Here is a 23,757-nt window from a genome sequence, read left to right on the forward strand (position 1 = left end):
TGGTACGAGCCGGGGGGTATCGCGAACGTATCGAGAACTGCATACGGGTCGACAACGGGTGCCTCGCTGGGATGGAGCCATGATTCTCAACGCGCCCCCTCGACCGCCCGCGAGCGGCAGGAAAGGACCACCGCGCCGCGCGCTTGCGCTCGTCGTCTGCCTGGCCGTCGTGACGGCCGGATGTCAGGCGGTGCCCACGACGACGCCCGGCCCGTCGGGCCAGGTGCGCGATCGAGTCGGTCCGGGCGGGCCGACCGAGGCTGACGGACGCCTTCCCCATGGTGCGACGGTCCTCGACGAGAACCTCGCGGGGATCGGCAACCTCGACCCCGCCCTCGCGGATGCCCTGCGGCAGGCGACGGCGGACGCGGCGGACGCGGAGATCGAGATCCAGGTCAGCAGCGGATGGCGTTCGGCCGCCTACCAGAACCACCTCCTGGAGCAGGCGGTCGGCACGTACGGCTCCGAGGCCGAGGCCGCCCGGTGGGTCGCCACGCCCGAGACATCGCTCCACGTCAGCGGGGAGGCGGTCGACATCGCCCCCTACGACGCGATCGACTGGCTCTCCCGGTTCGGCGCCTCCTACGGCCTGTGCCAGGTGTACGCCAACGAGTCCTGGCACTTCGAGCTCCGGCCCGACGCCGCCACGGCCGGGTGTCCCGCGCAGTACCCCGACCCGACGAGCGATCCGCGGATGTCGCGTTGACGACGCTGCTGCCCGGTGGCACTCGGCCGCTGGGTGGGCGCTGTGCCCTGGCCCTGGCGGGTGCCGCTGCCTATCGCCCGGCGCCGACGATCCGTGCGGCCAGCGCGGCGTCGGCGTCGGCGGCCGCGAGGTGGGCGTTGATATGGGCGCCGGACATTGCGCCGGCCGCCGCGGACGCGCCAACCTGGGCCATCGGGTCGGTGACGTTGCCCGCCACCCACACACCCGGCACCTCGGTGGACCCCGCCACCCCCGAGACGACCCGGCGGCCCACCCCGTGCGGCAGGTCCTCCAGGGTGAGACCCAGCGCCTCCAGTCCCTGCATGCGCGGCGCCAGCGTGGATCCGACCGCGAGGACGCGACGGGCGACGACCTTCCCGTCGGACAGGCGCACGCCCTCGATGCCGCCGTCGGCCGCGGTGAGAACCTCCTCCACGTCCGAGTCGACGACCCGGACGTCGAGCGCGTCCAGGCGCGCACGGGCCTCACGGTCGAGCTCGGTGCGCCGGGTGAAGTAGACGACGTCGTCGGTGAGCTGACGGAACAGGAGGGCCTGGTGGGTGGAGACCGGCCCGACGGCGAGAATGCCGATCGGTTCGTCGCGGACCTCCCAGCCGTGGCAGTAGGGGCAGTGGACGACGCCGCGCCCCCAGTGGGCCGCGAGGCCGGGGACGTCGGGGAGTACGTCGCGCGTCCCGGTCGCGACGAGCAGGCGGCGAGCGGTCAGCTCGCGGCCGTCGGTGAGTGTGACGGAGAAGCGCAGATCCCCCTCGGGGGAGGGCTCGGTCGCAGACGCGGCGGCGACCGTCCCGGTGACGACCGTGCCGCCGTACCCGCGCACCTCCTCGCGGCCGCGGCGGTAGAGCTCGGCGGGCGGCGTGCCGTCCAGGCCGAGCAGCCCGTGGACGGCCTCGGCGGGGGCGTTGCGCGGCGTCCCGCCGTCGATGACGACGACGGAGCGGCGCGAGCGGGCGAGCATGAGCCCGCCGTTGAGCCCGGCGGCCCCGCCGCCGATGACGACGGCGTCCACGGTGCGGTCGGGCAGGGTGTCGGCAGACATATGACTCTCCTTCGGTGGGCCTCGGCCGGGCCCGCTGCCCCGACCGTAGCCATGGCTTGCGTTGGGGACATAGCCTCTTGCGTATGGAGCAAGAGACTGGTGCCGCCGAAGGCCTCGTGCGCAAGCGGGTGCGCGCCTTGCGCCTGGCCCACGGCTGGTCCCTCGACGAGCTCGCCCGTCGTTCGAGCCTCAGCCCCTCCACGCTCTCGCGCATCGAGAACGGCCAGCGTCGCCTCGCGCTGGACCAGCTCGTCGGGCTCGCGCGCGCGCTGGACACGACCCTGGACCAGCTCGTCGCGAGCGACGTCGAGGACGTCGTCGTCAGCCCCGTCGTCGACCCGCACGGCTGGCGGCGCTGGCCCGTCCGTGCCCAGCCGGGTCTGAGCGTCGTCCGGCAGCGGCTCACCGTCCCGCCCGACCCGGCGAGGATGCGCGCGCACGCCGGTCAGGAGTGGCTCGTCGTCCTGTCCGGCACCGCCGTCCTTCTGCTCGGCGAGCGCCGCTACCGCCTGGGGGCCGACCAGGCCGCCGAGTTCCCCACGATGCTGCCGCACGCCCTCGGGGCCGAGCACGGGCCGGTCGACGTCCTGGCGATCTTCGACCGCGCTGCCCGCCGCGACCACCAACCGGCCGCCACGGACTGAGCCGGCGCCCGGCTGGCGCCGTCGTGGCCGACGGGCGGGGCGCGGATGCCCGTGCCAGCCTGGACCGACACGTCCGTACGGCCTGGGGGCAGCGCGTCGGACCGTGGGCCGCACGGCGCGGTCCCCGTGCCGTGGCCCGGCTCCCGGAAAGAGAGAGCGATGACCGACCACGAGCAGCGCGACGAGCTCACCACCCGCCAGGGCCACCCGGTGGCCAACAACCAGCAGACCCGGACGGTGGGCTCACGCGGGCCGGCCACCCTGGAGAACTACCAGTTCCTCGAGAAGATCTCCCACTTCGACCGGGAGCGGATCCCCGAGCGCGTGGTCCACGCCCGGGGCAAGGTCGCCTTCGGGTACTTCGAGGCCACCGGCCAGTGGGGTGACGAGCCGATCGCGAGGTACACCCGCGCGAAGCTGTTCCAGGAGGCCGGCAAGCGCACGCCCCTCGCGATCCGCTTCTCCACCGTCATCGGCGGGCGCGACTCCTCCGAGACCTCCCGTGACCCCCGCGGCTTCGCGATCAAGTTCTACACCGAGGACGGCAACTGGGACCTCGTGGGCAACAACCTCGGGGTGTTCTTCATCCGCGACGCCATCAAGTTCCCCGACGTCATCCACTCCCTCAAGCCCGACCCGGTGACGTTCCGGCAGGACCCGGCCCGCATCTTCGACTTCATGTCCCAGACGCCGGAGTCCATGCACATGCTCGTCAACCTCTTCTCACCGCGCGGGATCCCCGCCACCTACCGCCACCAGCAGGGCTTCGGCGTCAACACCTACCGCTGGGTCAACGCCGAGGGGGAGAGCGTCCTCGTCAAGTACCACTGGATGCCGCACCAGGACGTCCGGTCGCTCACCGAGGAGGACGCCGCCGCCGTCCAGGCCCACGACACCGGGCACGCGTCCCTCGACCTCCACGAGGCCATCGACCGCGGCGACCACCCCAGGTGGGACCTGCTCGTCCAGATCATGTCCGACGGCGAGCACCCCGAGCTGAGCTTCGACCCGCTGGACGACACGAAGGTGTGGCCGGAGAACGAGTTCCCGCCGCGCAAGGTCGGGACGATGGTGCTCGACGAGAACATCACCGACCACCACACCCAGAACGAGCAGATCGCCTTCGGCACCGGCGTCCTCGTCGACGGCCTGGAGTTCTCCGACGACAAGATGCTCGTGGGCCGGACCTTCTCCTACTCCGACACCCAGCGCTACCGGGTGGGCACGAACTACTTGCAGATCCCGGTCAACTCCCCGAGGGTGCCGGTGCGCACGAACCAGCGCGACGGGCAGATGGCCTTCCACCAGGACCCGACCGGCAACGCGCACATCAACTACGAGCCATCCCACGACGGCGGGCTGCGCGAGTCGACCATCCACGCGCGCGAGGAGGAGGTCGGCCCCGAGCTGCGCGGCCGCCTCACCCGCGCCCAGCTGGAGCGCACGAACGACTACGAGCAGCCCGGCCAGCGCTTCCAGCTCATGGAGGCGTGGGAGCAGGACGACCTCGTCAAGAACTTCGTCGACAACATCGGTCAGGCATCCCGCGGTGTCCAGGAGCGCATGGTCTGGCACTTCTTCATGTGCGACGACGAGCTCGGCCGGCGCGTCGGGGAGGGCCTGGGCATCACCGCCGACGACGTCCGTCACCTCGAGCCGCTGCCTCGCCAGCGGCTGACGGAGGAGGAGCTCGAGCGTGCGCGCAACCTCGGCAGCAACGGGCCGCGCGACGTCACCGGCCTGCAGATGACGCACACCGTCCCCAACGCCCGCGGGCTGCCGACCGGGGCGTAGACGCCGCAGGGCCCGGGCTCGTGACGAGCCCGGGCCCTGCCGGCCGTGAGGTGCGGGTCAGCCGGAGAACGGCACCCGGCGACGGAAGTCGGTGGCCACCTCGTCGAAGGTCAGCCACTCCACGCCGCCGTGGCCGGAGATGTAGTCGAAGATGCGCTCGAGCATGAGCAGCACCTGCGGCCGTCCGGACACGTCGGGGTGGATCGTGAAGGGGAAGACCCCGTAGTCCATCTCCCGGTAGACCCAGTCGAACTGGTCCTTCCACAGCTGCTCGACGACCTGCGGGGCGACGAACCCGTGGGAGTTGGCACTCGCCTTGACGAACATCATCGGCGGCAGGTCGTCGACGTACCAGTTCGCCGAGATCTCCACGAGGTCGACCTCACGCCCGCGCACGAGCGGCTTCATCCACTCGGCGGCGTCCCGGGAGTAGTCGACGTGCGTCCAGGTGTCACCGACCCGCGCGTAGTACGGGCTGAAGTCGTCGTAGCTCTGGGAGTTGTCGTACGAGAACCCGTTGTCGAGCAGGAGCTGAGCCGTGCGCTCGCTCATCTCCCACCAGGGCGCCACGTAGCCCCGCGGGGCGCTGCCGGTGAGGTCCTTGACGAGCTCGACCGACCGCCCGAGGACGTCCGCCTCCTGCTGCGCGGTCATCGCCACCGGGTTCTCGTGGCTGTACCCGTGGCAGCCGATCTCGAACCCGGCCGCGGCGACGTCGCCGATCTCCCTCGGGAACGTCTCGACCGAGTGTCCGGGGACGAACCAGGTGGCGGGCAGCTCCCGCTGCTGGAGCATCCGGCGCAGTCGGGGCACGCCCACCTCGCCGGCGAACATGCCGCGCTGGATGTCGTTGGGCGAGTCCTGCCCGCCGTAGGAGCCGAGCCAGCCGGCGACGGCGTCGACATGGACGCCGATGCAGACCTTGATGTCCTTGGCCATGGGTGAGTCCTCTCGTCGATCGGTCAGCGTGCGGGGGTGCTCACGGGCTCGCCCGTCACGTCCTCCACGGGGCCGGAGGTCCGGCCGCGGAGCGCGTAGTGGAGCACGATGTGGAGGACCACGGTGATGAGGAGCGCCGCGATGCCGGAGGAGAAGCCGAAGGGCAGCGGCCAGGCGTACTGGAACAGGAGCCCGAGGGTCGCCCCGGCGACGAAGGAGATGATGCCGGGCCACCGCAGCGCGGGCTGGCGGCGGTAGGACTCGGCGGTGAACTCGTGGCGGCGCAGGAGGTAGTAGTCGGCGAGGATCGGCCCGACGAGCGGGACGAACGCGGCGCCGAGCACGGTGATGAAGTCGACGAAGAAGAGCTGGTAGAAGGCGAGCGAGCCGAGGACCGTGCCGAGCACGCCGACGACGAGGACGATCTTCGTCCGCTTGACCCGCACCCCGAAGGCGTTGAGCGCCGGGCCGGTGTACAGCGAGTTGGAGTACAGCTCGGAGTTGTTCGTCGTCCACAGGGACGTCGTCCACACGAGGACACCGATGATCGCGAGGAGGATGCCGCGGTCGTACATCCAGTTGACGAAGTTCGAGTCACCGGTCGAGACGGCGCCGACGTAGCCGACGACGTTGAGGACGGGGTTGGTGAGGATGAAGCAGGCGCCGGCGCCGATGAGCACGGCGCCGACGTTCTTCGCGTAGCGCATGATGTCGGCGCCCATGATCGCGCCGGCGATCCACGCCCCGACGACGATCGTCACACCGGAGCCGAAACCGAGCCCGGACTGGGACGAGGCCGACTCGACCATCGCACCCCACCCGCCGTTGTCCGCGAGCATCCCGGCGCCGACGCCGAGGGAGACGACGAGGACGAAGGGGGCGACGGGGATCGCGACCTTCTCGATCGCGGCGATGCCGCGGTAGGCGGTCCACGTGAACAGCGCGCCGAAGGCGAGGCAGCTGAGGACGACCTCGAGGCTCACCGGCGCGACGTCGGGGCGGCCCCAGGACGCGGGGTCGATGACGGTGATCCCGCTCGGGTTGCCGAGCAGACCGCCCCAGATGTCGGCGATCATGCCGAGGATCGAGGCGAACCAGCCGAGGGTGAGGAGTGCCATGACGACCATCGGCACGGCGAAGCCCTTGCTCCCGTAGGAGAAGCGCGAGAGCAGGGCGAGGTTGAAGCCGGTGCGCATCGCGGGGATGCCAAGCAGCACGGTGAGCGCGAAGAGGATGAGCTCACCGGTCGCGATGGTCGACATCGCCAGACCGAACGGCATGCCCGGGGCGCCGCCCTGCCCGGCGAGCTGGCCACCGACGACGAGGCCGGTGACGACGAAACCGAAACCGACCCAGATCATCGCGAGACCGAAGGTGCCGCGGCGGGCGGTCGGCGGCACCGGCTCGAGCATGTACTCCTCGTGGTCGTACCCGAGCTCCTCGGGCGCCACAGCTGACTTACTCAACGCATCCTCCAAAGTTAAGCAAAGCCCACGTCACTACGTGGCAATCGCGGAGAGTACTCCCTCGCGGCGACAGGTGTGCCCGTCGTCCGTCAGCGCGAGGTGTCGTGGTTGCCGGACTCGGCACCCTCCGCCGCCACGGACGGCAGCATCCGCTTCGGCAGCTCCTCGACGGGGGCGAGGACCATGTCATCGATCTTCCAGTCGAGCGTGACGACGGCGTCCCGTGCCTCGGTGAGCTCCGCGAGCGTCGGGGAGTGGCCCTCGACCGGCACGACAAAGGACTCGACGTGGAACACGTGGCCCTGGTCCCGTACGCGGGAGCGTGCCGCCGCCACCCACGGCACCTCGCGCAGGCGCTGGTCGATCCGCCCCACGAGCGGGTGCGGGTCGTGGCCGTCGTAGGTCTCTGCCCGCGCGTCCATGAGGGCGCTGATCGCCACCCGCATGTTGCTGACGCCGTCGTACAGGATGCTGCCGGAGATGAACAGGGCGGCGACGGCGTCGGCCCACCACAGGCCCAGACCGATGCCGATGATGCCGACGATCGCGCCGGCCGCCGTCATCCAGTCGGCCTTGTTCATGTCCGCGTCTGCGTACAGGACGCGGTCGTGCAGGCTCCTGGCGAGCGGCATCTTCGCCCGGCCGAGGAGGACCGGCGGCACGGCGGTGTAGGCGAGGACGGCGATCATCAGCCAGCCCGACCACACGACGTACCCGCCGATCTCGATGAGGCCGACCGGTGGGTGCTCGGCCTTGACCAGGCCGGAGGCGGAGTCGAAGACGAGAAAGGCGCCCATGGCGATCAGCGCGGTCGCCGCGACGAGGTGGCCGATGCCCACCGCCCGGTGGTAGCCGTAGGGGTGCTCGGGCGTGGGCGGCTTGCGGGTGCGGTGGACCGCCACGAGGAAGGCGATCGGCGGGATGAAGGAGAGGAGGTCCTCCGCCCACGCCGCCTTCATCGCCTGCGAGCTGCCCATCGCCAGGTGGACGAGCGTGACAGCGGTGACGAGGAAGGCGATCGTCAGCCACGCCAGCCGGACCGCGCGGCGCAGGTGGGCCTCCTGCTCCTCCGGGAGCTCGGTGTGCCCGAACGTGGTCCTCACAGGTCCGCCTCGAGCAGGAAGCCCTCGAGCTCGACGAGGAAGGCGTTCTCGCCCATCGGCGCGGCCATGACGTGGAGCTCCTTCGCGCCGTCGGGTCCGGTGGTCTCGGTGTAGCGGTAGGTCAGCGCGGCCTTCTCCGCCCACGGGGACCTCGCGGTGAGACCGCCGATGACGAGGTCGAGCTCACCGCGCTCGAGCAGGCCGATGAGCTCCTCCTCGCCGCCCGCCGCCCACTGCACCTCCGCGTCGATCGTGCCCGCGAACTCCTCGACCAGCTCCACCTCGGTCCCGGCTGGCTCACCGTCCGGCCCGTCGGGCAGGTCGGTCCACGGCGGGCTGGGGGAGACTCCCACCCGCAGGACGCCACCGCTCACGCGGTCCAGGGTGCCGTCCGGGTCGGTGGGGATGGTGGCCGAGCAGGCGGTCAGGGCCACCAGCAGTGCCAGGCCCGGGATGATCACTCTCCTCACGAGCGCCAGTCAACCCCAGAACGTGCCGACCGCAACCGAGCGCGGGGAGACCCGTGCGGCGGGGTGCTGGGCGTGGCGCTACCGCGTCTTGGGGGAGCCCTCCGCGAGGTCCGGGCTGCGGTCGGGCTGGTAGACGCACAGCCACAGCGCACCTGGCCGCACGGTGGCCGTGAGGGTACGCCGCGGTTCGATGACGTCACCGTCGAGCTCGCAGGGTTGCTCCCGGTCGCTGGTGACCGTGATGCGTGAGCCCCGGAACACCTCCATCCGGCGCACGCGGTCGCGTCGGCGCAGGACGTCCCAGGTGAGGGCCACCCAGTCGGAGAGGTGACGGGGGCTGAGGATCGCGACGTCGAGCTGGCCGCTGTCGGGCTCGGCGTCCGCGAGGAGCCGGACGCCGCCCTGCAGGCGGCCGACGTTGCCGATGATGACGGTGCGGGCGCGCCGTCGGAGGGGCGGGTCGTCGTCGATGCGGATCTCGACGCGCATCGGACGGTCGCGCAGGTGCTTGAGCGCGGAGAGGACGTAGGCGGGTGAGCCGATGCGGGCCTTGAGCGAGGTCGAGGCGTCGTCGAGCAGCTTCGCGTCGAAACCCATGCCGGCCATGACGGCGAAGAGCTGGCCCTCGACCTCGCCGAGGTCGAGGAGGTGACGGCCGCGGTCGACGGCGAGTCGGACACCCTCGGTGGGCTCGTCGGGCAGGCCCAGGTTGGCCGCCAGCAGGTTGCCCGTGCCGGCGGGGAGCACCGCGAGCGCGGCCTCCGTGCCGGCGAGGCCCTCGATGCACGAGCGAACGGTCCCGTCCCCACCGCTGACGAAGACGACCTCGGCGCCCTCGTCGACCGCCTGGCGCGCCTGTCCAGCCCCCGGGTCCTCCGGCGTCGTCTCCAACCACTGCGGGGCCGGCCAGCCCGCCTCTGCCAGTGCCGTCTCGATGGAGGTGCGCAGCTCGTCGAGGTTCTCGACCCGCGCCGGGTTGACGACGACCGCTGTGGACAGCGGCCCGCCGTGCTTGACGCGTTGGCGGTCGGCGGGCTCGGGGCTGTCGCTGGGCGCGCGACTGCGGGTCGGGTCGAGCGGCAGGTCGTCCAGGGCGCGGGTCACGTCGTCAGTATGTGTGCTGAGCGGTGCCGGCGCCCGGGGGCAGGACCGCCGGGCGCCCGCGTCAGTGCGGCCGGTGCGCCTCCTGGCTGCGGTCGAGCCGCTCGTCCATCCCGATCCCCACGAGGTCGTAGCTGTCGGGCTCCTGCCCCTCCCGCTCGCGAATCCGCCAGCGCATGAGGCACAGCATCGCGAAGTCGGTGTCGGAGAAGCCCGGCCCCTCCTCGTGGACGAGGATGCCGCGCGTCACCCAGCCCAGGGCGCGGCGGTCGTCGCCGTGGTCGGCCCACACGTCGGCCATGTACTCGTAGGTCGCGGCGTCCGACGGCCGGCTCCGGCGCAGCTGGGTGTCCAGCACGAGGGCCTCCGCGGTGTCCCCGCGCTCGAGGAGGAGGGCCATGAGGTGGGACCGGGGGTCGAGCTCGCTGAACCCCTCGGCCTGGGCCGCCCGGCGGTAGACGACCTCGGCGGCCTCCGGGTCCCCGGCGAGCTCGAGCTGCTCCCCGGCCGCGGTCAGCAGCTCGCGGGGGGAGAGCTCGTCGCGGGGGTGGGGCTGGTTTCCCCACTCGATGAGCTGCTCGGCAACCCGCCGGTGGTCGGGCGTGGAGAACTCGAGCTCGTCGACGGCGTCCTCGGTGATCGGTGAGCGCATACGCCCGAGTCTAGGAGCCGGTCCGCCGCTCGAGCACGCCGCGGACGAAGGCGGCCTGACCGGCGTGCTCGAGGCAGTCGTCGACGACGCTGACGAGCCGGACCCCGAGGGTGACGGGCGGGTCCCAGCTCTCGTCGACCACCCGGTCGAGGTCCTCGTCCCGCAGCCCGCGGAGGAACTCGAGCGTGCGCTCGTGGACGGCGTCGTGGTACGCGAGGACGAGCTCGGGCCCGAAGCCGCCCACCGCGCCCACCTCGGCCGAGCTGTGGCCGTACCCGATCCCGCTGACGGGCAGGTCGAAGCGCCCATCCCAGCCCTCGGCCGTCCACAGCTCCTCGCGGCCCGCGACGTCGGCCACGTGGTCGTCCTGCACCCGGGTGAGGTGCCACAGCAGCCACCCGATCGAGTTGGCGTCCGGGTCGAGCCGCACCGCGAGGTCCTCGGCCGTCAGGCCTTCCCCGGCGCGATGGACGGAGTTCCGGACCCGGGAGTACGCGTCGAGGAGCAGGTCGGTGGCGGCGCTCACGGCGTCCCGCCCACCAGGCCCTGTTCGGTGAGCCAGTCGGTGGCGATGGTCGCGGAGTCGAGCTGCTCCCCGACGCTGCGCGCGTTGAGCGCGATGAGCGCCTCCGTGGTGAGGGCGGCGCTCACCGGGTCGAGCACGGGGGCCAGCTCCTCGGCGCGGTCGGTCGCCACGAGCGGGACGACGTTCTGCGCGAGGATCATGCTCTCCGGGTCCTCGAGCGTGACGAAGTCGCCCGAGGCGAGGTCCGGGTCGGCGGTGTAGATGTCACCCATCGTGATGGTGCCGTCGCGGATGGCGTCCTTGGTCAGCGGGCCGCCGCTGTCGCCGATGGCGAGGAACTCGACGTCCACGCCGTAGAACTCCCGCAGCCCCTCGGGGCCGTAGGGCCGGCTCTCGAGCTCGGCGTTGCCGCCGATGACGATCTCACCGTCGTACCCGGCGAGGTCCGCGAGGCTGGTGATGCCGTTCTCGGCGGAGAACTCCGCGGCGACGTTGTAGGAGTCGGCGTCCTGGGCCTCGGCGTGGTCGAGGACCGTCAGCCCCTCGGGGAGGGCGTCGGGGAGCTCGGCGGCGACGTCCTCGGAGCTGCGTGCCTCGGTGTCGGGCACGTAGAACTGGAGGAGGTTGCCGGTGTACTCAGGCAGCAGGTGGACCTCCCCGCCCTCCATCGCCTGCAGGTAGACGTCGCGCTGGCCGATCTGGAACTGGCGCGTGACGTCGAGGCCGGCGTCCTCGAGCACCTGGGCGTAGATCTCGGCGACGATCTCGTTGGAGTAGTAGGCCTGCGAGCCGACGACGACGGCGCCGCCGCCGCCGTCCGTCGTCGTCGCCTCACCGGACGGTTCGGCGAGCGGGTCGTCGGAGCCGCAGGCGGCCAGGGTGAGCGTGGCTGCTGCGGCGAGGGCGGCGAGTGCGCGGGTGGTCTTCATCGGTGTCCTTCCGTCGACAGGGTGAGCCTGCCCTGTTCGCCCGCTGCGCGCACCGCGAGTCGCGCGAGCACCGCGAAGACGGCGTCGACGACGACGGCGAGCGCGACGATGGCGATGGCGCCCCCGAGCATCTCGTCGTAGCGGCGCAGGGCGATCCCGCGCTGGACGTAGACGCCCAGGCCGCCGAGCCCGACGTAGGCGGCGAGCACCGCCGTCGCGACGACCTGCAGGGCGGCGCTGCGCAGCCCGCCGACGAGGAGCGGCAGCCCGAGCGGGGCCTCGACCCGCGTGAGGACCTGCCACGGCGTCATGCCCATGGCGCGGGCGCAGTCCGTGACGGCGCCGTCGACGTTCTCCACGCCCGCGTAGGTGCCGGCGAGGACGGAGGGGACGGCGAGGACGACGAACACGGCGGTCGCGGCGAGGGCCGCGTCACCGACGCCGACGAGAAGGGTGAGGACGGTGAGCAGGCCGAGGGAGGGCAGGGCGCGGCCGGCGCCGGCCAGTGCGACGGCGAGCTGCCGACCGCGCCCCGTGTGGCCGACGGCGTAGCCCAGCGGGATCGCGACGGCCGCGGAGACGACGAGCGCGAGGAGCGTGTAGAGCAGGTGCTCCCCGGCGCGGTCGAGCACGGTCGTCCCGGTCCACTGCTCGGGGGCCGTGAGCCAGGCCCAGGCGTCGGCGAAGAGCCTCATCCGGCGCTCGCCGCCGTCAGCTGGATGCGGCGCCCCGCCCGCGGCGGGCGTCGGTGCCACGGGAGCAGCAGCCGTCCGAGCAGGACGAGGAGGACGTCGAGGACGAGGGCGACGAGGACGGTCGCGGCGATCCCGGTGACGATCTCCGCGACGATGCCGCGCTGGAGACCGTCCATGAAGAGGTAGCCGAGGCTGCGGATGCCGACGAGCACGCCGACCGTCGCCAGGCTCACGGTGCTCACCGCGACCACCCGCAGCCCGGCGAGGAGCACCGGCGCGGCGAGCGGCAGCTCGACCGCCCAGAACCGCCCCCACGCGGAGTAGCCCAGCGCCGTCGCCGAGGACCGGACGGCCGGGTCGACGGCGTCGAGCGCCTCGGTGACGGTGCGCGTCATGAGCGCGACGGCGTAGATCGTCAGGGCGATGACGACGTTGAGCTCGGACAGGAAGCTGATCCCCACGAGCGGCGGGATGAGGACGAACAGGGCCAGGGACGGGATTGTGTAGAGCAGTCCGACCCCCGCGAGGAGGGGTCCGCGGATCCGCCGCCTGCGCCACGCGAGGACGCCGGGGGGCAGCGCGAGCACGAGGCCGAGGACGATGGGGATGACGCAGAGGCGGGCGTGACGGACGGTGAGCTCGGCGACGAGCCCGGTGTTGGCGAGGAACCAGTCCATCAGTGGTCCAGCACCCCGGCGGGCCGGCCGTCGGCGTCGACGGCGAGGCGCCGCCCGTCCTGCTCGACGACGGTCAGCCGCCGTCGGCCGCGGTCCGCGCCGATGAAGCTCGCGACGAAGTCGGAGGCAGGGCTCGCGAGGATCTCCGCGGGGGTGCCCTGCTGGGCGATCTGGCCGCCCTGCTCGAGGATGACGACCCGGTCCCCGAGCCGGAAGGCCTCCTCGACGTCGTGGGTGACGAAGACGACCGTCTTGGCGAGCTCGCGCTGCAGGCGCAGCAGCTCGTCCTGGAGCTCGCTGCGCACGATGGGGTCGACCGCCCCGAAGGGTTCGTCCATGAGGAGGATGTTGGGGTCGGTGGCCAGCGCCCGGGCCACCCCCACGCGCTGCTGCTGCCCACCGGACAGCTGGCGCGGGTACCGGTCGGCGAGGGTGCGGTCCAGTCCCACGGTGCCCATGAGCTCCAGCCCCCGCTCGCGCGCCTCCGCCTTCGCCACCTTGTTGAGGCGCAGCACGGTGGTGACGTTGTCGAGGACCCGGCGGTGGGGGAGCAGGCCCGCGCTCTGCATGACGTAGCCGATGCCCCGGCGCAGCTGGACGGGGTCGCGCTCGCGGACGTCGGTGCCGTCGATCTCGACGGTCCCGGAGGTGGGGTCGACCATCCGGTTGATCATCCGCAGGACGGTCGTCTTGCCCGAGCCGGAGGAGCCGACGAGGACCGTCGTGCGGTGGGCGGGGATGACGAGGTCGAGGTCGGAGACGGCCGCCGTGTCCCCGAAACGCTTGGTCACCGAGCGGAACTCGATCATGAGGCTCCTCGGTCGGGTGCGGGCGACATGGGTCCGAGCGTAGGCGGCGGGAGGCCGTCGTGCCGGGCCGGACCGGGTGTGGGTGCTCGGGTCGACCGCTGCGGCCGCCCTCTGGCCGTGGCCAGCAGGCGGGGCGTAGGGTCGCGGGACGCCACAGGGCCTGTCGAGAGGGGTACGGAGATGTCCGAGACCTACGACGTCGTCGTCATCGGAGCCGGGCCGGTCGGGGAGAACGTCGCCGACCGTGCCGTCCAGGGCGGGCTCACCGCCGTCGTCGTCGAGGACCGGCTGGTGGGCGGGGAGTGCTCGTACTGGGCGTGCATCCCGTCCAAGGCGCTGCTGCGGCCGGGGGAGGCGCGGCGGGCGGCGTCGCACGTCGACGGCGCGCGGCAGGCCGTGACCGGCGACCTGGACGTGGCCGCGGTGCTCGCCCGCCGCAGCTCCTTCACCAGCGGCTGGGACGACGCCGGGCAGCTGGAGTGGCTCGAGTCCGCCGGCATCGACCTCGTCCGCGGCCACGGACGGGTGAGCGGGCGGCGGCAGGTGACCGTGACGACGCCCGACGGCGGGGAGCAGGTGCTCAGCGCACGTCACGCCGTCGCCGTGTGCACCGGGTCGCGGCCCGTCGTGCCCGACATCCCCGGCCTCCGGGACGCGCAGCCGTGGACCAACCGCGAGGCGCTCGAGGCGACCGAGGTGCCCGAGAGCCTGCTCGTCATCGGTGGGGGCGTCGTGGCCTCCGAGCTCGCCGGCGGCTTCGCCGACCTCGGTGCCCGCGTGACGATGCTCGTGCGCAGCGAGCTGCTCTCCGGCTACGAGCCCTTCGCCGGGGAGATGGTCCGTGCCGCGCTCGAGGAGCGCGGCGTGGACGTGCGCCGCGGCGTCTCGGCCACGTCCGTCCGCGTGGTCGGCGCCGACCGTGCGGTCGAGTGCGACGACGGCACCACCCTGCGCGTCGCGAGAATCCTCGTCGCCACCGGGCGCGAGCCGCAGCCCGACCTCGGCCTCGAGTCCGTCGGCCTCGAGGGCGGGTGGCTGCCGGTGGACGAGACGCTGCGCGTGCTCGACGGCGACGGCGAGCCGGTCGAGTGGCTCTACGCCGTCGGGGACGCCAACCACCGCAGCCCCGTCACCCACCAGGGCAAGTACCAGGCCCGCGCCGCCGGCGACGTCATCGCGGCCCGGGCGCAGGGGCAGCGGGTCGACGACAGCGCCTGGGGCGTGCACGCCGCCACCGCCGACCACCTCGCCCGCACCCAGGTCGTCTTCGCCGACCCGCAGGTGGCCTCGGTGGGGATGACGGCGGCCGCGGCGAAGGACGCCGGGCTGGACGTGCGGGTCGTCGACCACGACCTCGGCGCGGTCTCCGGCGCGGCGATCCACGCCGACGGCTACACCGGCCGGGTGCGGATGGTCGTGGACGAGGAGCGGCGGGTCATCGTCGGGATGACCTTCGTCGGGGCGGACGTCGCCGAGCTGCTCCACTCGGCGGCCATCGCCGTCGCCGGTGAGGTGCCGCTGGACAGGCTCTGGCACGCGGTGCCGGCCTTCCCGACGATGAGCGAGGTCTGGCTCCGCCTCCTCGAGTCCTACGGCCGCCCCCGGGCGAGCTGACCCAGCCCGCCCCGCCCCTGTCTCGGCGCAACGGGGGGTGCGGCCGTGCGGGACGTGCGGCCCTGTGGGCAAGATCGGAGCGAACACGGATGAGGGAGTGGTGAGCGGTGGCAGAGCCGGACTGGGTGGAGCACGCGGTGCTGTGGCACCTGTACCCCCTGGGCTTCCTGGGCGCCGAGGCGACGCGCGCGGAGCACGTGGGGGAGGTCTCCCACCGGCTGCCCGACCTCGGGCCGTGGCTCGACCACGCCGTCGAGCTCGGCGCCTCGGGGATCCTCCTCGGGCCGGTCTTCGACGCCCTCACCCACGGCTACGACACCACCGACCACCTGCGGGTCGACCCACGGCTGGGTGACGAGGCGGACCTCGTCGCGCTGTTCGACGCCGCCCACGCGCGCGGACTGCGCGTGGTCCTCGACGGCGTCTTCAACCACGTCGGCCAGGACTTCCCGACGTTCCAGCGGGCGCTCGCGGAGGGCCCCGCCTCCCCGGCCGCGCGCTGGTTCCACCTCCACTGGCCCGACCCCGACGCGCCGGACGGCGGCGGCACCCCCACCCACGAGGACTTCGAGGGCCACTCCGCCCTCGTCGCGCTCAACCACGCCGAGCCCGCCGTCGCGGCGTACGTCGAGCGGGTGATGACGTACTGGCTCGACCGCGGCGCCGACGGGTGGCGCCTGGACGCCGCCTACGCCGTCCCGCCGTCGTTCTGGCGGCCGGTCCTGTCCCGGGTGCGCGAGCGCCACCCGCAGGCCTACGTCGTCGGGGAGGTCATCCACGGCGACTACGCGGGGATCGTCGCGGAGTCCGGGATGGACGCCGTCACCCAGTACGAGCTGTGGAAGGCGGTGTGGAGCTCCCTCAACGACGGCAACGCCTGGGAGCTGGAGCACGCGCTGCGCCGCCACGCCGAGTTCGCCCGCGCCTTCGTCCCGCAGACCTTCGTCGGCAACCACGACGTCACCCGGATCGCCAGCCGGCTCACCGACCCGCGCCACCTCGACCACGCCCTCGCGGTCCTGTTCACCGTCCCCGGCACCCCGTCGGTCTACGCCGGTGACGAGCACGGCTTCACCGGCGTCAAGGAGGACCGCGCCGGCGGCGACGACGCGGTGCGTCCTCCCTTCCCCAGCTCGCCCGCGGAGCTGAGCCCGCTCGGCCGCCCGGTGTACGAGCGCCACCAGGAGCTCATCGGCCTGCGCCGCCGCCACCCGTGGCTGCACCGCGCCGACCTCGAGGTGCTCCACGTGTCCGACCCGCTCCTGGTCTACGCCGTCCGCGGCGGGGAGGAGGCGCTCGTCGTCCTCCTCAGCACCGAGGACGACGGCGTGCGCTGGGGCCTGCCCGCCGGCGTCCCGGCCGCGGGGGACGGTCCCGCCACCGTGCTCGCCGGCCCGGGGGAGCTCGCCGACGGCGGCCGCACCGTCGTCCTGCCCCCGCACGGCTGGGCCGTGGTGGCCACCGAGTAGAGCGCCCCCGGGCTCCCGCCCCCCCGGCTCGCCACCGGCCCCCTCGTCTGGGACGCACTCCCGGTCGCCTCGACGCACGTGCGGGCGCTCCCGGGAGTGCCGGACGTGCGCACCAGACGCGTGAGGGCGGCTCAGCCGATCCAGGTGCGGACGAAGGCGTTGGAGAACTTGCGCTGCGGGTCGTGCCGGCGGACGACGTCGAGGAAGTCCTCGCGGCGTGGGTAGAGCGAGCGCACCCGCTCGGGGTCGGCGCGGAACTGCTTGCCCCAGTGCGGTCGCCCGCCCAGCGCCCCGAGCGCCTCGTCGACGAGCGGCAGCACGGCGCCCACCCGCCCGGTGTCCCGGACGAGGGTGAAGTGGACCGCCACGCAGGGCTGGGCGTACATCGGGCTCATCCACGCGCTGTCCGCCCCGATCGAACGGACCTCGCACACCTGCACGAGCCCGGCCAGCGGCTCGGCGAGGCCGGCGAGCGCCCGCAGCGCCAGCCGCGCGCTGTGCCGCGGCACGAGGTACTCGCACTGGATCTCCGCGCCGGCGCTGGGCAGCTGGTCGGCGCGGAAGTGCGGCAGCCGGTCGCTCGCCGGGCCGGGGACACCCTGCTGAGCGGTCGCGTTGCCGGGATCGATGCCCGGGATGGGGTGTGCCTCGCCGGTGAGCGCGGGTGCACCGAGCACGTCCGACGGCGCCGGACCCTGCGCCGTCGTCCGCTTGACCCACACGGTCTCGAACTCCTCCGTCCGGAGTGTGGTGAAGCAGCTGACGGAGTAGCCGAGGCCGCTCACGTCGTCGAAGGCGTCGGCGAGCCCGCCGAAGGGGACCGGCCCGTAGACCGTCTGGGCCACCTCGAAGGCCGGGACCGTCTCCAGCGTCACCCCGTGGACCAGCCCGAGCGCCCCGAGGGACACGGTCGCGGCGTCGAAGGTGTCGCCGTCGACGTCACGGTCCAGGGTACGCAGGGAGCCGTCGGCCGCGACGAGCTCGAGGCCGGTCACGTCGGCCGCGAGCACCTGGTTGTCCACGCCCGAGCCGTGCGTCGCCGTCGCCACCGCACCCGCCACCCCGATGTGCGGCAGGGAGGCGAAGTTGCGCAGCGTGCGCCCGCGCTCCTCGAGGAAGAGCGCGAGGTCCGCGTACCGGGTCGCAGCGGCGACCCGCACCCGGCCGGTCAGCGGGTCGAGCTCCGGCTCGGACCCGCTGCTCTCGCCCTCGGTGAGCAGCCGCGGGTGGCGGTAGGCGAGCCGCTCGAGGCTGACGAGGAGCCCGTCGGAGTCGGCGAGGTCGTTGAAGGTGTGCCGGGTGCCCAGCGCCCGCACGTGCACGGCGCCCGCGACGGCGTCGGCCGCCTCCTCCACGGAGCCGGGGCGCACCAGGGTGCCCGCGTAGACGTGGTTGCCTGCCCAGTTGATGTTCGTGGCCACGCCTGAGCCTCCCACGGCGTGGTCAGGCCGCGCGCTCGAGCCCCAGGAGGAGCTCCTTGGCGGCCAGCCCGCCGAGGTAGCCGCCCACCCCGCCGTCGCTGCGCAGCACCCGGTGGCAGGGCACGACGATCGGCAGCGGGTTCGTCGCGCAGGCCGAGCCGACGGCGCGCACCGCCCGCGGGTTGCCGACGTGGCCGGCGACCTCGGTGTAGCTCTCGGTGTGCCCGTAGCCGATGGTGCGGAGGTGCTCGAGGACCGCGCGGCGGAAGCCGCGGGAGAGCGCGAGGTCGACGTCGAGCTCGAACCGGGTCCGGGTGCGGGCGAAGTACTCCTCCAGCTGCCGGGCGGCCTCGTCGAGGAGTGCGGGGGCGTGCAGGATGCGCGGGCCCACCCGCTGGGCGAGGTCGGCCACGACCTGGTCGTGGTCCTCGACACCGAAGGCGACGCGGACCAGGCCGCGCGGGGTGGCGGCGAGCAGCAGCGGACCGACGGGGGAGTCGACCGTGCGGTAGGCGACGTCGAGGACCCCCTCGCGGGCGGCGTCGTCGGCCAGACGGGCGTGCAGCCGCTCGAGGTCGGCGGGCTCGGCGGGCGGGAACAGGGCGGTCATCGGCGGTCTCCTCGGGTGGGGGCGCCGTAGCGGCGGCGCAGGGTGCTCATGCCGTCGGCCGCGGCGCGCCGGGCGGCGTCGGTGGTGCCGCCGACGATCGTGGCGACCTCGGCGTAGGGCAGGCCGGCGAGGTGGTGGTAGGCCACCGCCAGGCGCTGCCGCTCGGGCAGTGCGGCGACGGCGGTCCACACCTCGGCCGCCTCGCCCGGCTCACCGCCCGCCACGGGTCGCTCCGGCAGGGAGGGGACGGGCACGGGCCGCCGGGCCCGGGCGCGGAGCTGGTCGAGGGCCTTGCGGTGGGCGATCGTCACGAGCCACGCCTCCACGTTCGCGCCCGCCCCCAGGTCGGGGTAGGCGCGCAGCGCGGCGAGGAACGTCTCGGACCACGCGTCGTCGGCGTCGTCGGGGCCGACGACGGCGCGGCACACGCGCAGCACCGTCGCGCCGTGGCGGGCCACGACCTGCTCGAAGGGCGGGTTGGTCATCATCACCCCGTAGACGCTGCGGACGGACGGAACGTGAGATCAGATCCAGGAACCGAGCCACATGCGGGCGCGCCACAGGTCGTACGGGAGGGTCTGGCCGGTCCACACCGGCCAGAACCACACGAGGGCGGCGACCGCCGCGACGCACACGACCCCGAGGAGCACGTGCCCCAGCCGGGTGCCGCGGGCGGCGGGCTCGGGGGCGTCGTCGTCGACGACGGCGGTGCCCGCGGTGGCCGCCGGCGCGGGCGCCGTGGCGGGGCGGGACAGCCACGAGTCGTCGGTGAGGGGCGCGGCCACAGGGGCGCCGTCGTCGTCCTCGTCCTGGTCGGGGACCTCACCGGGCCGGCGGGCGGGGCCGTGCAGGGGCGGGAGCAGGCCGCCCACCCACGCGACCGCGACGACGACGGCGAGCGCGACGTAGGGCGCCAGCGCGATGGCGTAGAAGGTGAAGATCGTGCGGTGGGAGTAGGCGAGCCACGGCAGGTAGACGGCCGCGTAGCCGGCGAGGACCACCCAGGCGCGCCAGTCGCGGCGTGCGACGGCCATCCACAGGATCGCGACGAGCGCGAGGAGGCCGAGCCACCACACGACCGGGTTGCCGACCGAGGAGATCGCCTGGACGCAGCGGTCGGCGCCGCAGTCGCCGGGCGCGGGGCTCTCCCAGTAGAAGGACGTCGGCCGCAGCTGGAGGAGCCAGCCGGCGGGGTGGGCCTCGTAGGAGTGCTCGGAGTCGAGGCCGTTGTGGAAGTCCCAGGCGCGCAGGTGGTACTCCCACAGGGAGTTGAGCGCGTCCGGCAGCCACGACCGCGCGACGGTCCCCGTCTCGGCGACCTGGTCCGCCGCCCAGGTGCGCAGGTAGGCCCCCGGGTTGGCGAACCACGAGGCCCACCCGGCGACGTAGGTGAGCAGGGCGACCGGGACGAGCGCGAGGAAGGCGGGCACGCCGCCGCGGAAGACCCCCGCGCCGACCCACAGCCGTGCCCCCACGGCGCGGCGGGCGCACAGGTCCCACACGACGACGAGGATCCCGAAGACGGCGAGCGCGTAGATCGCCGACCACTTGACCCCGCCGCCGAGCCCGAGCAGCACCCCGGCGAGGACGAGCCACCAGCGCACGCCGGTGCGTGGTCCCCACGGGTCGGACAGGCGCCCGTCACCGCGCGCGGCGAGGTCCGCGGCGGCGGCGTGGGCCAGCCGCCGGCGCGACTGCTCGCGGTCGAGGAGGACGGCGGCGAGCGCGGCGACGACGAAGACGCCGAGGAAGACGTCGAGCAGCCCGATGCGCGAACCGGTGAGGTGGAGCCCGTCGACGGCGAGGAGCAGGCCGGCGGCGCAGCCGAGGAGCGTGGAGCCGGTGAGGCGGCGGGTGAGACGCGCGAGGACGAGCACGGTGAGGGCGCCGGCGATCGCGGCGGAGAAGCGCCAGCCCGCGCCGTTGTCCGCACCGAAGAGGCGCAGCCCGACCGCGATGAGCCACTTGCCGATCTGGGGGTGGACGACGTAGTCCGGGTCCGCCGTGAGGTCGGAGAAGTCCCCGTCCCGGAAACGCGCGTTGACCTCGTCGTTCTCCCCGTCCCACTCACCCTCGTAGCCGAGGGTGAGCAGGGAGTAGGCCTGCTTGACGTAGTACGTCTCGTCGAACATGAGCCGGGTCGGGTGGTTGAGGTCGACGAGGCGCAGGACCGCGGCGAGCGCTGTGACGAGGAGGGGACCCAGCCAGCCCCACAGCCGGTCGGTGGGGCCGGGGCGCAGCAGCCGCGAGGCGAGGTCGGTCTCGATCTCCGCCGCGCTGCGGTGGTCCGTCCGCTCGGGCGCCGCCTCCGCGGTGGCGACCGGGCCCGGGCGGTCGGTGTCGTCCTGCGGCGCTGTCACGGTGGTGAGTGTAGGTCGTCACCGGTGGGCCACACTGGACGGATGAGTGAGCCGGTCGAGGGGCACGAGAACGACGACGCCGTGACGGACGCCGACGACGCGACCTCCGCCGTCGGCGGCTCGCCGTGGCGCGGGGAGGGTGGGCAGATCGTCCTCGCCGCGACCCCGATCGGTGACGCCGGGGACGCGCCGCCGCGGCTGGTGCGGGCGCTGCGCGAGGCGGACGTCGTGGCCGCCGAGGACACGCGTCGCATGCTCGCCCTGGCCAGACGCCTGGGCGTGTGGGTGGCCGGTGAGATGCTCAGCTTCCACGAGCACAACGAGCGCGAGCGGGCCCCGCGCCTGGTGGAGGAGGCGCGTGCCGGGCGACGGGTGCTCGTCGTGTCCGACGCCGGCATGCCCTCGGTGTCCGACCCGGGCTACCGGCTGGTCGACGCCGCCGTCGCGGCGGAGGTGCCGGTGAGCGTGCTGCCCGGCCCCAGTGCCGTCCTCACGGCGCTCGCGGTCTCCGGGCTGGCGACCGACCGCTTCAGCTTCGAGGGTTTCGCCCCGCGCCGCCCGGGGGAGCGTGACCGGGTGTTCGGGGCGCTCGCCGGCGAGCAGCGCACGATGGTGCTCTTCGACTCCCCGCACCGCGTCGGGGAGACGCTCGCGGCGATGGCGCGGGCCTTCGGTGCCGAGCGCCGCGCCGCGGTGTGCCGCGAGCTGACCAAGACCTTCGAGGAGGTGCGGCGCGGGACGCTGTCGGAGCTCGCCGAGTGGGCGGCCGACGGCGTGCGCGGTGAGGTGACGGTCGTCGTCGCCGGCGCCGCCCCGCGGGAGGCGCGGCTGGAGGACCACGTGGCCGAGGTCGTCGCCCGGGCTGCCGGGGGCGAGCGGCTCAAGGACGCGGCCGCCGCCGTCGCCGCCGAGACGGGCCTGAGCAAGCGCGACCTCTACGAGGCCGCCCTCCAGTCCCGCTGACAGCCGAGTTGTCGCCGAGAGCCGAGTTGTCGCCGAGGGTCGGGTTGTCGCCGAGGAGCGGAGTTGTCGCCGAGGGTCGGGTTGTCGCCGCTCGGTCAGCGCACGACGACGACGGGGATCTTCGCCTCGCGGATGCACGCCGCGGCCGTCGAGCCGACCAGCATGTCCGCGATCTTGGAGCGCCCCTTGGAGCCGACGACGAGGACGTCCGCGCCGGCCGCCGCCGACAGCAGGACTCGGCCGGCCCTCCCGAACGCCGTGTGCGCGTGCACGGTGACGCCCGGGTGCTCCGCGGCCGCGACCTCCGCGCGGCGCCGTGTCTCGACGAGCGTCGCGTCCTGCATCTCGACGATCGAGGGCGTCGTCCCGAAGGGAGCATCACGAGGTCGCACCGCCGTCGGGATGCTCCACGCGCGCACCGCGTGGAGGTCGGTGCCGCGACGCGCCGCCTCGGCGGCCGCGTACTTCAGTGCCTGCCCGGCGCAGGCCGAGCCGTCGTCACCCACGAGCACCCCGCCGTCGAGCTTCACGGCGGTGTGGATGCCGGCCATGGTCCAGCTGTGGCGCGCGTCGTCGTCGGCCATGACCCAACTCTACGACCGCTCGCCGCGGCGGACACGGGGATCGACGCGTGGAACGATGGGACCGTCCGCCGCGTGTGAGGAGCCCCCATGTCCGAGCGTCGTGCACTGCTCGTCGTCGACGTCCAGCCCACCTTCTGCGAGGGCGGCGCACTGCCGGTGGCGGGAGGCAACGCCGTCGCCCAGGCCATCGCCGAGTACGCCGCTGCCCACCGCGACCACTACGCGCTGGTGGTCACCACCCAGGACTGGCACATCGACCCCGGCCGCCACTTCGCCACCCCGCCCGAGGAGCCGGACTACGTGGACACGTGGCCGCCGCACGGCGTGGCGGGGACGGCGGAGGCCGAGCTGCACCCTGCGCTCGCGGACCTCGCCCCCGACGCGTCGGTGAGGAAGGGGCAGTACGCGGCCGCCTACTCCGGCTTCGAGGGCACCGACGGCGAGGGGCGCACGCTCGCGCAGCTGCTCGACGGCGTCACGGCGGTCGACGTCGTCGGGCTCGCCGAGTCGCACTGCGTCAAGGAGACGGCGCTGGACGCCGTGCGGGCGGGCATGTCCGCGCGGGTGCTCAGCGACCTCACCGCTCCTGTGACCCCCGAGCAGGGCGAGCTCGCCCGGGCCGAGATGCGTGAGGCCGGCGTGGAGATCACGCCCTCCCGCTGAGCCGACCACCACTCCGTCACTCCCGGGCGCGAGCCTGCAGCTCCTCGAGCTGTGGCACGTCGTCGGTGCTCACGCAGGGCAGCGTCCGCACGGAACCGTCGGTCAGGCGGATCTCGACCTTGGGGTCCTCCCACTGACTCCACACTGCGCGGACCTCCTCGACGGTCGTCCACGGGACACGCCTCGTCCTCACCCCACCGCACACCTCGATGCCGTCATCGTCGGCGACCGTGCCCGCCCGCCCGTTGACGACCTGGGCCACGGTGACGGCGACGAGGAGGGCCTGGGCGACGCGCATGACGCCGTCGACGTCGTCGAACGTCAGGGTCCACACCACGAGCGGCAGCAGGACGAGCAGGCCGGTCCGCTGCACCCGGCGTTGTCCAGGGCTCCACACCCGCCACTCCACCCGCCGGCCCACCGTGACCTCCCTCGTCAGCCCTGACGCGACGATCGTCGTGCACCGCGCTGTCGACCGCGAGCCAGATGCCGGTCGGAAAGT

At 73.5% G+C, this 23,757-nt stretch carries 25 protein-coding genes; 7 read left to right on the forward strand and 18 right to left on the reverse strand.

Annotation, left to right across the window (positions count from 1 at the left end):
- Positions 1-190: 190 nt before the first annotated feature.
- Positions 191-706 (forward strand): M15 family metallopeptidase, encoded by a 516-nt coding sequence (locus tag GD632_RS11530; protein WP_226924822.1) that lies wholly within the window; start codon positions 191-193, stop codon positions 704-706.
- Between the two features lie 70 nt (positions 707-776).
- Here GD632_RS11530 and GD632_RS11535 read toward each other — a convergent pair whose 3' ends face one another.
- The gene (locus tag GD632_RS11535) at positions 777-1,766 is read right to left on the reverse strand and encodes an NAD(P)/FAD-dependent oxidoreductase (protein ID WP_152192289.1); all 990 of its coding nucleotides are present in this window, start codon (positions 1,764-1,766) and stop codon (positions 777-779) included.
- 83 nt (positions 1,767-1,849) lie between these two features.
- Here GD632_RS11535 and GD632_RS11540 point away from each other — a divergent pair, with 83 nt between their 5' ends.
- The gene (locus tag GD632_RS11540; protein WP_152192291.1) at positions 1,850-2,410 is read left to right on the forward strand and encodes a helix-turn-helix domain-containing protein; all 561 of its coding nucleotides are present in this window, start codon (positions 1,850-1,852) and stop codon (positions 2,408-2,410) included.
- Between the two features lie 159 nt (positions 2,411-2,569).
- Entirely contained in the window at positions 2,570-4,204 is a 1,635-nt protein-coding gene (locus tag GD632_RS11545) for a catalase (RefSeq protein ID WP_152192293.1), read from the forward strand.
- A 57-nt stretch (positions 4,205-4,261) separates the two neighbouring features.
- On the opposite strand, the gene GD632_RS11550 is transcribed toward GD632_RS11545, so the two are convergent.
- The 11 genes from GD632_RS11550 to GD632_RS11600 all read right to left on the reverse strand — a co-directional run bounded on the left by GD632_RS11550 (position 4,262) and on the right by GD632_RS11600 (position 13,571).
- A complete protein-coding gene (locus tag GD632_RS11550; protein WP_152192295.1) occupies positions 4,262-5,143 on the reverse strand; it encodes a polysaccharide deacetylase family protein in 882 nt (293 codons plus the stop codon).
- A gap of 23 nt (positions 5,144-5,166) precedes the next feature.
- Positions 5,167-6,609 carry a purine-cytosine permease family protein gene (locus tag GD632_RS11555; protein WP_226924823.1) on the reverse strand — a complete coding sequence of 481 codons (1,443 nt, stop codon included), beginning with the start codon at positions 6,607-6,609 and terminating at the stop codon, positions 5,167-5,169.
- A gap of 89 nt (positions 6,610-6,698) precedes the next feature.
- Complete coding sequence (locus GD632_RS11560) at positions 6,699-7,712, reverse strand: cation diffusion facilitator family transporter (RefSeq protein ID WP_152192297.1); 1,014 nt, start codon at positions 7,710-7,712, stop codon at positions 6,699-6,701.
- Positions 7,709-8,182: a transporter substrate-binding domain-containing protein gene (locus tag GD632_RS11565; protein ID WP_152192299.1), complete on the reverse strand. Its 474-nt coding sequence runs from the start codon at positions 8,180-8,182 to the stop codon at positions 7,709-7,711. Before GD632_RS11565 ends, GD632_RS11560 begins: the two co-directional genes overlap by 4 nt.
- A 78-nt stretch (positions 8,183-8,260) precedes the next feature.
- A complete protein-coding gene (locus GD632_RS11570; protein WP_226924824.1) occupies positions 8,261-9,286 on the reverse strand; it encodes a diacylglycerol/lipid kinase family protein in 1,026 nt (341 codons plus the stop codon).
- A gap of 61 nt (positions 9,287-9,347) precedes the next feature.
- Positions 9,348-9,935, reverse strand: a complete 588-nt coding sequence (locus GD632_RS11575; RefSeq protein WP_152192301.1) for a tetratricopeptide repeat protein — start codon at positions 9,933-9,935, stop codon at positions 9,348-9,350.
- A 10-nt stretch (positions 9,936-9,945) separates the two neighbouring features.
- Entirely contained in the window at positions 9,946-10,461 is a 516-nt protein-coding gene (locus GD632_RS11580) for a mycothiol transferase (RefSeq protein WP_152192304.1), read from the reverse strand.
- The gene (locus GD632_RS11585) at positions 10,458-11,390 is read right to left on the reverse strand and encodes an ABC transporter substrate-binding protein (RefSeq protein ID WP_152192306.1); all 933 of its coding nucleotides are present in this window, start codon (positions 11,388-11,390) and stop codon (positions 10,458-10,460) included. Before GD632_RS11585 ends, GD632_RS11580 begins: the two co-directional genes overlap by 4 nt.
- Positions 11,387-12,085 carry an ABC transporter permease gene (locus GD632_RS11590; RefSeq protein ID WP_152192308.1) on the reverse strand — a complete coding sequence of 233 codons (699 nt, stop codon included), beginning with the start codon at positions 12,083-12,085 and terminating at the stop codon, positions 11,387-11,389. Before GD632_RS11590 ends, GD632_RS11585 begins: the two co-directional genes overlap by 4 nt.
- A complete protein-coding gene (locus tag GD632_RS11595; RefSeq protein WP_152192311.1) occupies positions 12,082-12,762 on the reverse strand; it encodes an ABC transporter permease in 681 nt (226 codons plus the stop codon). The genes GD632_RS11590 and GD632_RS11595 overlap by 4 nt, the downstream gene beginning before the upstream one ends.
- Positions 12,762-13,571 (reverse strand): ABC transporter ATP-binding protein, encoded by an 810-nt coding sequence (locus tag GD632_RS11600; RefSeq protein WP_152192314.1) that lies wholly within the window; start codon positions 13,569-13,571, stop codon positions 12,762-12,764. Before GD632_RS11600 ends, GD632_RS11595 begins: the two co-directional genes overlap by 1 nt.
- A gap of 180 nt (positions 13,572-13,751) precedes the next feature.
- Here GD632_RS11600 and GD632_RS11605 point away from each other — a divergent pair, with 180 nt between their 5' ends.
- Positions 13,752-15,185 carry a dihydrolipoyl dehydrogenase family protein gene (locus tag GD632_RS11605; RefSeq protein ID WP_152192316.1) on the forward strand — a complete coding sequence of 478 codons (1,434 nt, stop codon included), beginning with the start codon at positions 13,752-13,754 and terminating at the stop codon, positions 15,183-15,185.
- 107 nt (positions 15,186-15,292) lie between these two features.
- Complete coding sequence (locus tag GD632_RS11610) at positions 15,293-16,654, forward strand: alpha-amylase family protein (protein WP_152192318.1); 1,362 nt, start codon at positions 15,293-15,295, stop codon at positions 16,652-16,654.
- Between the two features lie 131 nt (positions 16,655-16,785).
- On the opposite strand, the gene GD632_RS11615 is transcribed toward GD632_RS11610, so the two are convergent.
- The 4 genes from GD632_RS11615 to GD632_RS11630 are packed head-to-tail and all read right to left on the reverse strand — an operon-like array spanning position 16,786 to position 21,045.
- Positions 16,786-18,075 (reverse strand): D-arabinono-1,4-lactone oxidase, encoded by a 1,290-nt coding sequence (locus GD632_RS11615; protein WP_152192321.1) that lies wholly within the window; start codon positions 18,073-18,075, stop codon positions 16,786-16,788.
- A gap of 22 nt (positions 18,076-18,097) precedes the next feature.
- Entirely contained in the window at positions 18,098-18,685 is a 588-nt protein-coding gene (locus GD632_RS11620; protein WP_152192323.1) for a methylated-DNA--[protein]-cysteine S-methyltransferase, read from the reverse strand.
- On the reverse strand, positions 18,682-19,170 hold the full coding sequence (locus GD632_RS11625) for an RNA polymerase sigma factor (RefSeq protein ID WP_152192325.1): 489 nt from the start codon (positions 19,168-19,170) through the stop codon (positions 18,682-18,684). The genes GD632_RS11620 and GD632_RS11625 overlap by 4 nt, the downstream gene beginning before the upstream one ends.
- A 39-nt stretch (positions 19,171-19,209) precedes the next feature.
- Positions 19,210-21,045, reverse strand: a complete 1,836-nt coding sequence (locus tag GD632_RS11630; RefSeq protein ID WP_152192328.1) for a dolichyl-phosphate-mannose--protein mannosyltransferase — start codon at positions 21,043-21,045, stop codon at positions 19,210-19,212.
- 42 nt (positions 21,046-21,087) lie between these two features.
- On the opposite strand from GD632_RS11630, the gene rsmI reads away from it, so the two are divergent.
- A complete protein-coding gene (gene rsmI, locus GD632_RS11635) occupies positions 21,088-22,008 on the forward strand; it encodes a 16S rRNA (cytidine(1402)-2'-O)-methyltransferase (protein ID WP_152192330.1) in 921 nt (306 codons plus the stop codon).
- 95 nt (positions 22,009-22,103) lie between these two features.
- Here rsmI and GD632_RS11640 read toward each other — a convergent pair whose 3' ends face one another.
- Complete coding sequence (locus tag GD632_RS11640) at positions 22,104-22,592, reverse strand: universal stress protein (protein ID WP_152192332.1); 489 nt, start codon at positions 22,590-22,592, stop codon at positions 22,104-22,106.
- 87 nt (positions 22,593-22,679) lie between these two features.
- On the opposite strand from GD632_RS11640, the gene GD632_RS11645 reads away from it, so the two are divergent.
- Complete coding sequence (locus GD632_RS11645; RefSeq protein WP_152192334.1) at positions 22,680-23,255, forward strand: isochorismatase family protein; 576 nt, start codon at positions 22,680-22,682, stop codon at positions 23,253-23,255.
- 16 nt (positions 23,256-23,271) lie between these two features.
- On the opposite strand, the gene GD632_RS11650 is transcribed toward GD632_RS11645, so the two are convergent.
- Positions 23,272-23,628, reverse strand: coding sequence for a PH domain-containing protein (locus GD632_RS11650; RefSeq protein WP_193311457.1), 357 nt, complete (start codon positions 23,626-23,628; stop codon positions 23,272-23,274).
- Positions 23,629-23,757 lie beyond the last annotated feature (129 nt).

Origin of the sequence: Georgenia satyanarayanai (genome assembly GCF_009193135.1) — a bacterium.
In the GTDB taxonomy this organism is placed as follows: Bacteria; Actinomycetota; Actinomycetes; order Actinomycetales; family Actinomycetaceae; genus Oceanitalea; species Oceanitalea satyanarayanai.

Bases quoted from the DNA above. Each gene is read 5' to 3' on its own strand.
- GD632_RS11620 (WP_152192323.1), bottom strand. From the start codon at position 18,685: ATGACCGCCCTGTTCCCGCCCGCCGAGCCCGCCGACCTCGAGCGGCTG.
- GD632_RS11575 (WP_152192301.1), bottom strand. From the start codon at position 9,935: ATGCGCTCACCGATCACCGAGGACGCCGTCGACGAGCTCGAGTTCTCC.
- GD632_RS11545 (WP_152192293.1), top strand. From the start codon at position 2,570: ATGACCGACCACGAGCAGCGCGACGAGCTCACCACCCGCCAGGGCCAC.
- GD632_RS11605 (WP_152192316.1), top strand. From the start codon at position 13,752: ATGTCCGAGACCTACGACGTCGTCGTCATCGGAGCCGGGCCGGTCGGG.
- GD632_RS11640 (WP_152192332.1), bottom strand. From the start codon at position 22,592: ATGGCCGACGACGACGCGCGCCACAGCTGGACCATGGCCGGCATCCAC.
- GD632_RS11550 (WP_152192295.1), bottom strand. From the start codon at position 5,143: ATGGCCAAGGACATCAAGGTCTGCATCGGCGTCCATGTCGACGCCGTC.
- GD632_RS11600 (WP_152192314.1), bottom strand. From the start codon at position 13,571: ATGATCGAGTTCCGCTCGGTGACCAAGCGTTTCGGGGACACGGCGGCC.
- GD632_RS11595 (WP_152192311.1), bottom strand. From the start codon at position 12,762: ATGGACTGGTTCCTCGCCAACACCGGGCTCGTCGCCGAGCTCACCGTC.
- GD632_RS11590 (WP_152192308.1), bottom strand. From the start codon at position 12,085: ATGAGGCTCTTCGCCGACGCCTGGGCCTGGCTCACGGCCCCCGAGCAG.
- GD632_RS11540 (WP_152192291.1), top strand. From the start codon at position 1,850: ATGGAGCAAGAGACTGGTGCCGCCGAAGGCCTCGTGCGCAAGCGGGTG.
- rsmI (WP_152192330.1), top strand. From the start codon at position 21,088: ATGAGTGAGCCGGTCGAGGGGCACGAGAACGACGACGCCGTGACGGAC.
- GD632_RS11625 (WP_152192325.1), bottom strand. From the start codon at position 19,170: ATGACCAACCCGCCCTTCGAGCAGGTCGTGGCCCGCCACGGCGCGACG.
- GD632_RS11535 (WP_152192289.1), bottom strand. From the start codon at position 1,766: ATGTCTGCCGACACCCTGCCCGACCGCACCGTGGACGCCGTCGTCATC.
- GD632_RS11645 (WP_152192334.1), top strand. From the start codon at position 22,680: ATGTCCGAGCGTCGTGCACTGCTCGTCGTCGACGTCCAGCCCACCTTC.
- GD632_RS11585 (WP_152192306.1), bottom strand. From the start codon at position 11,390: ATGAAGACCACCCGCGCACTCGCCGCCCTCGCCGCAGCAGCCACGCTC.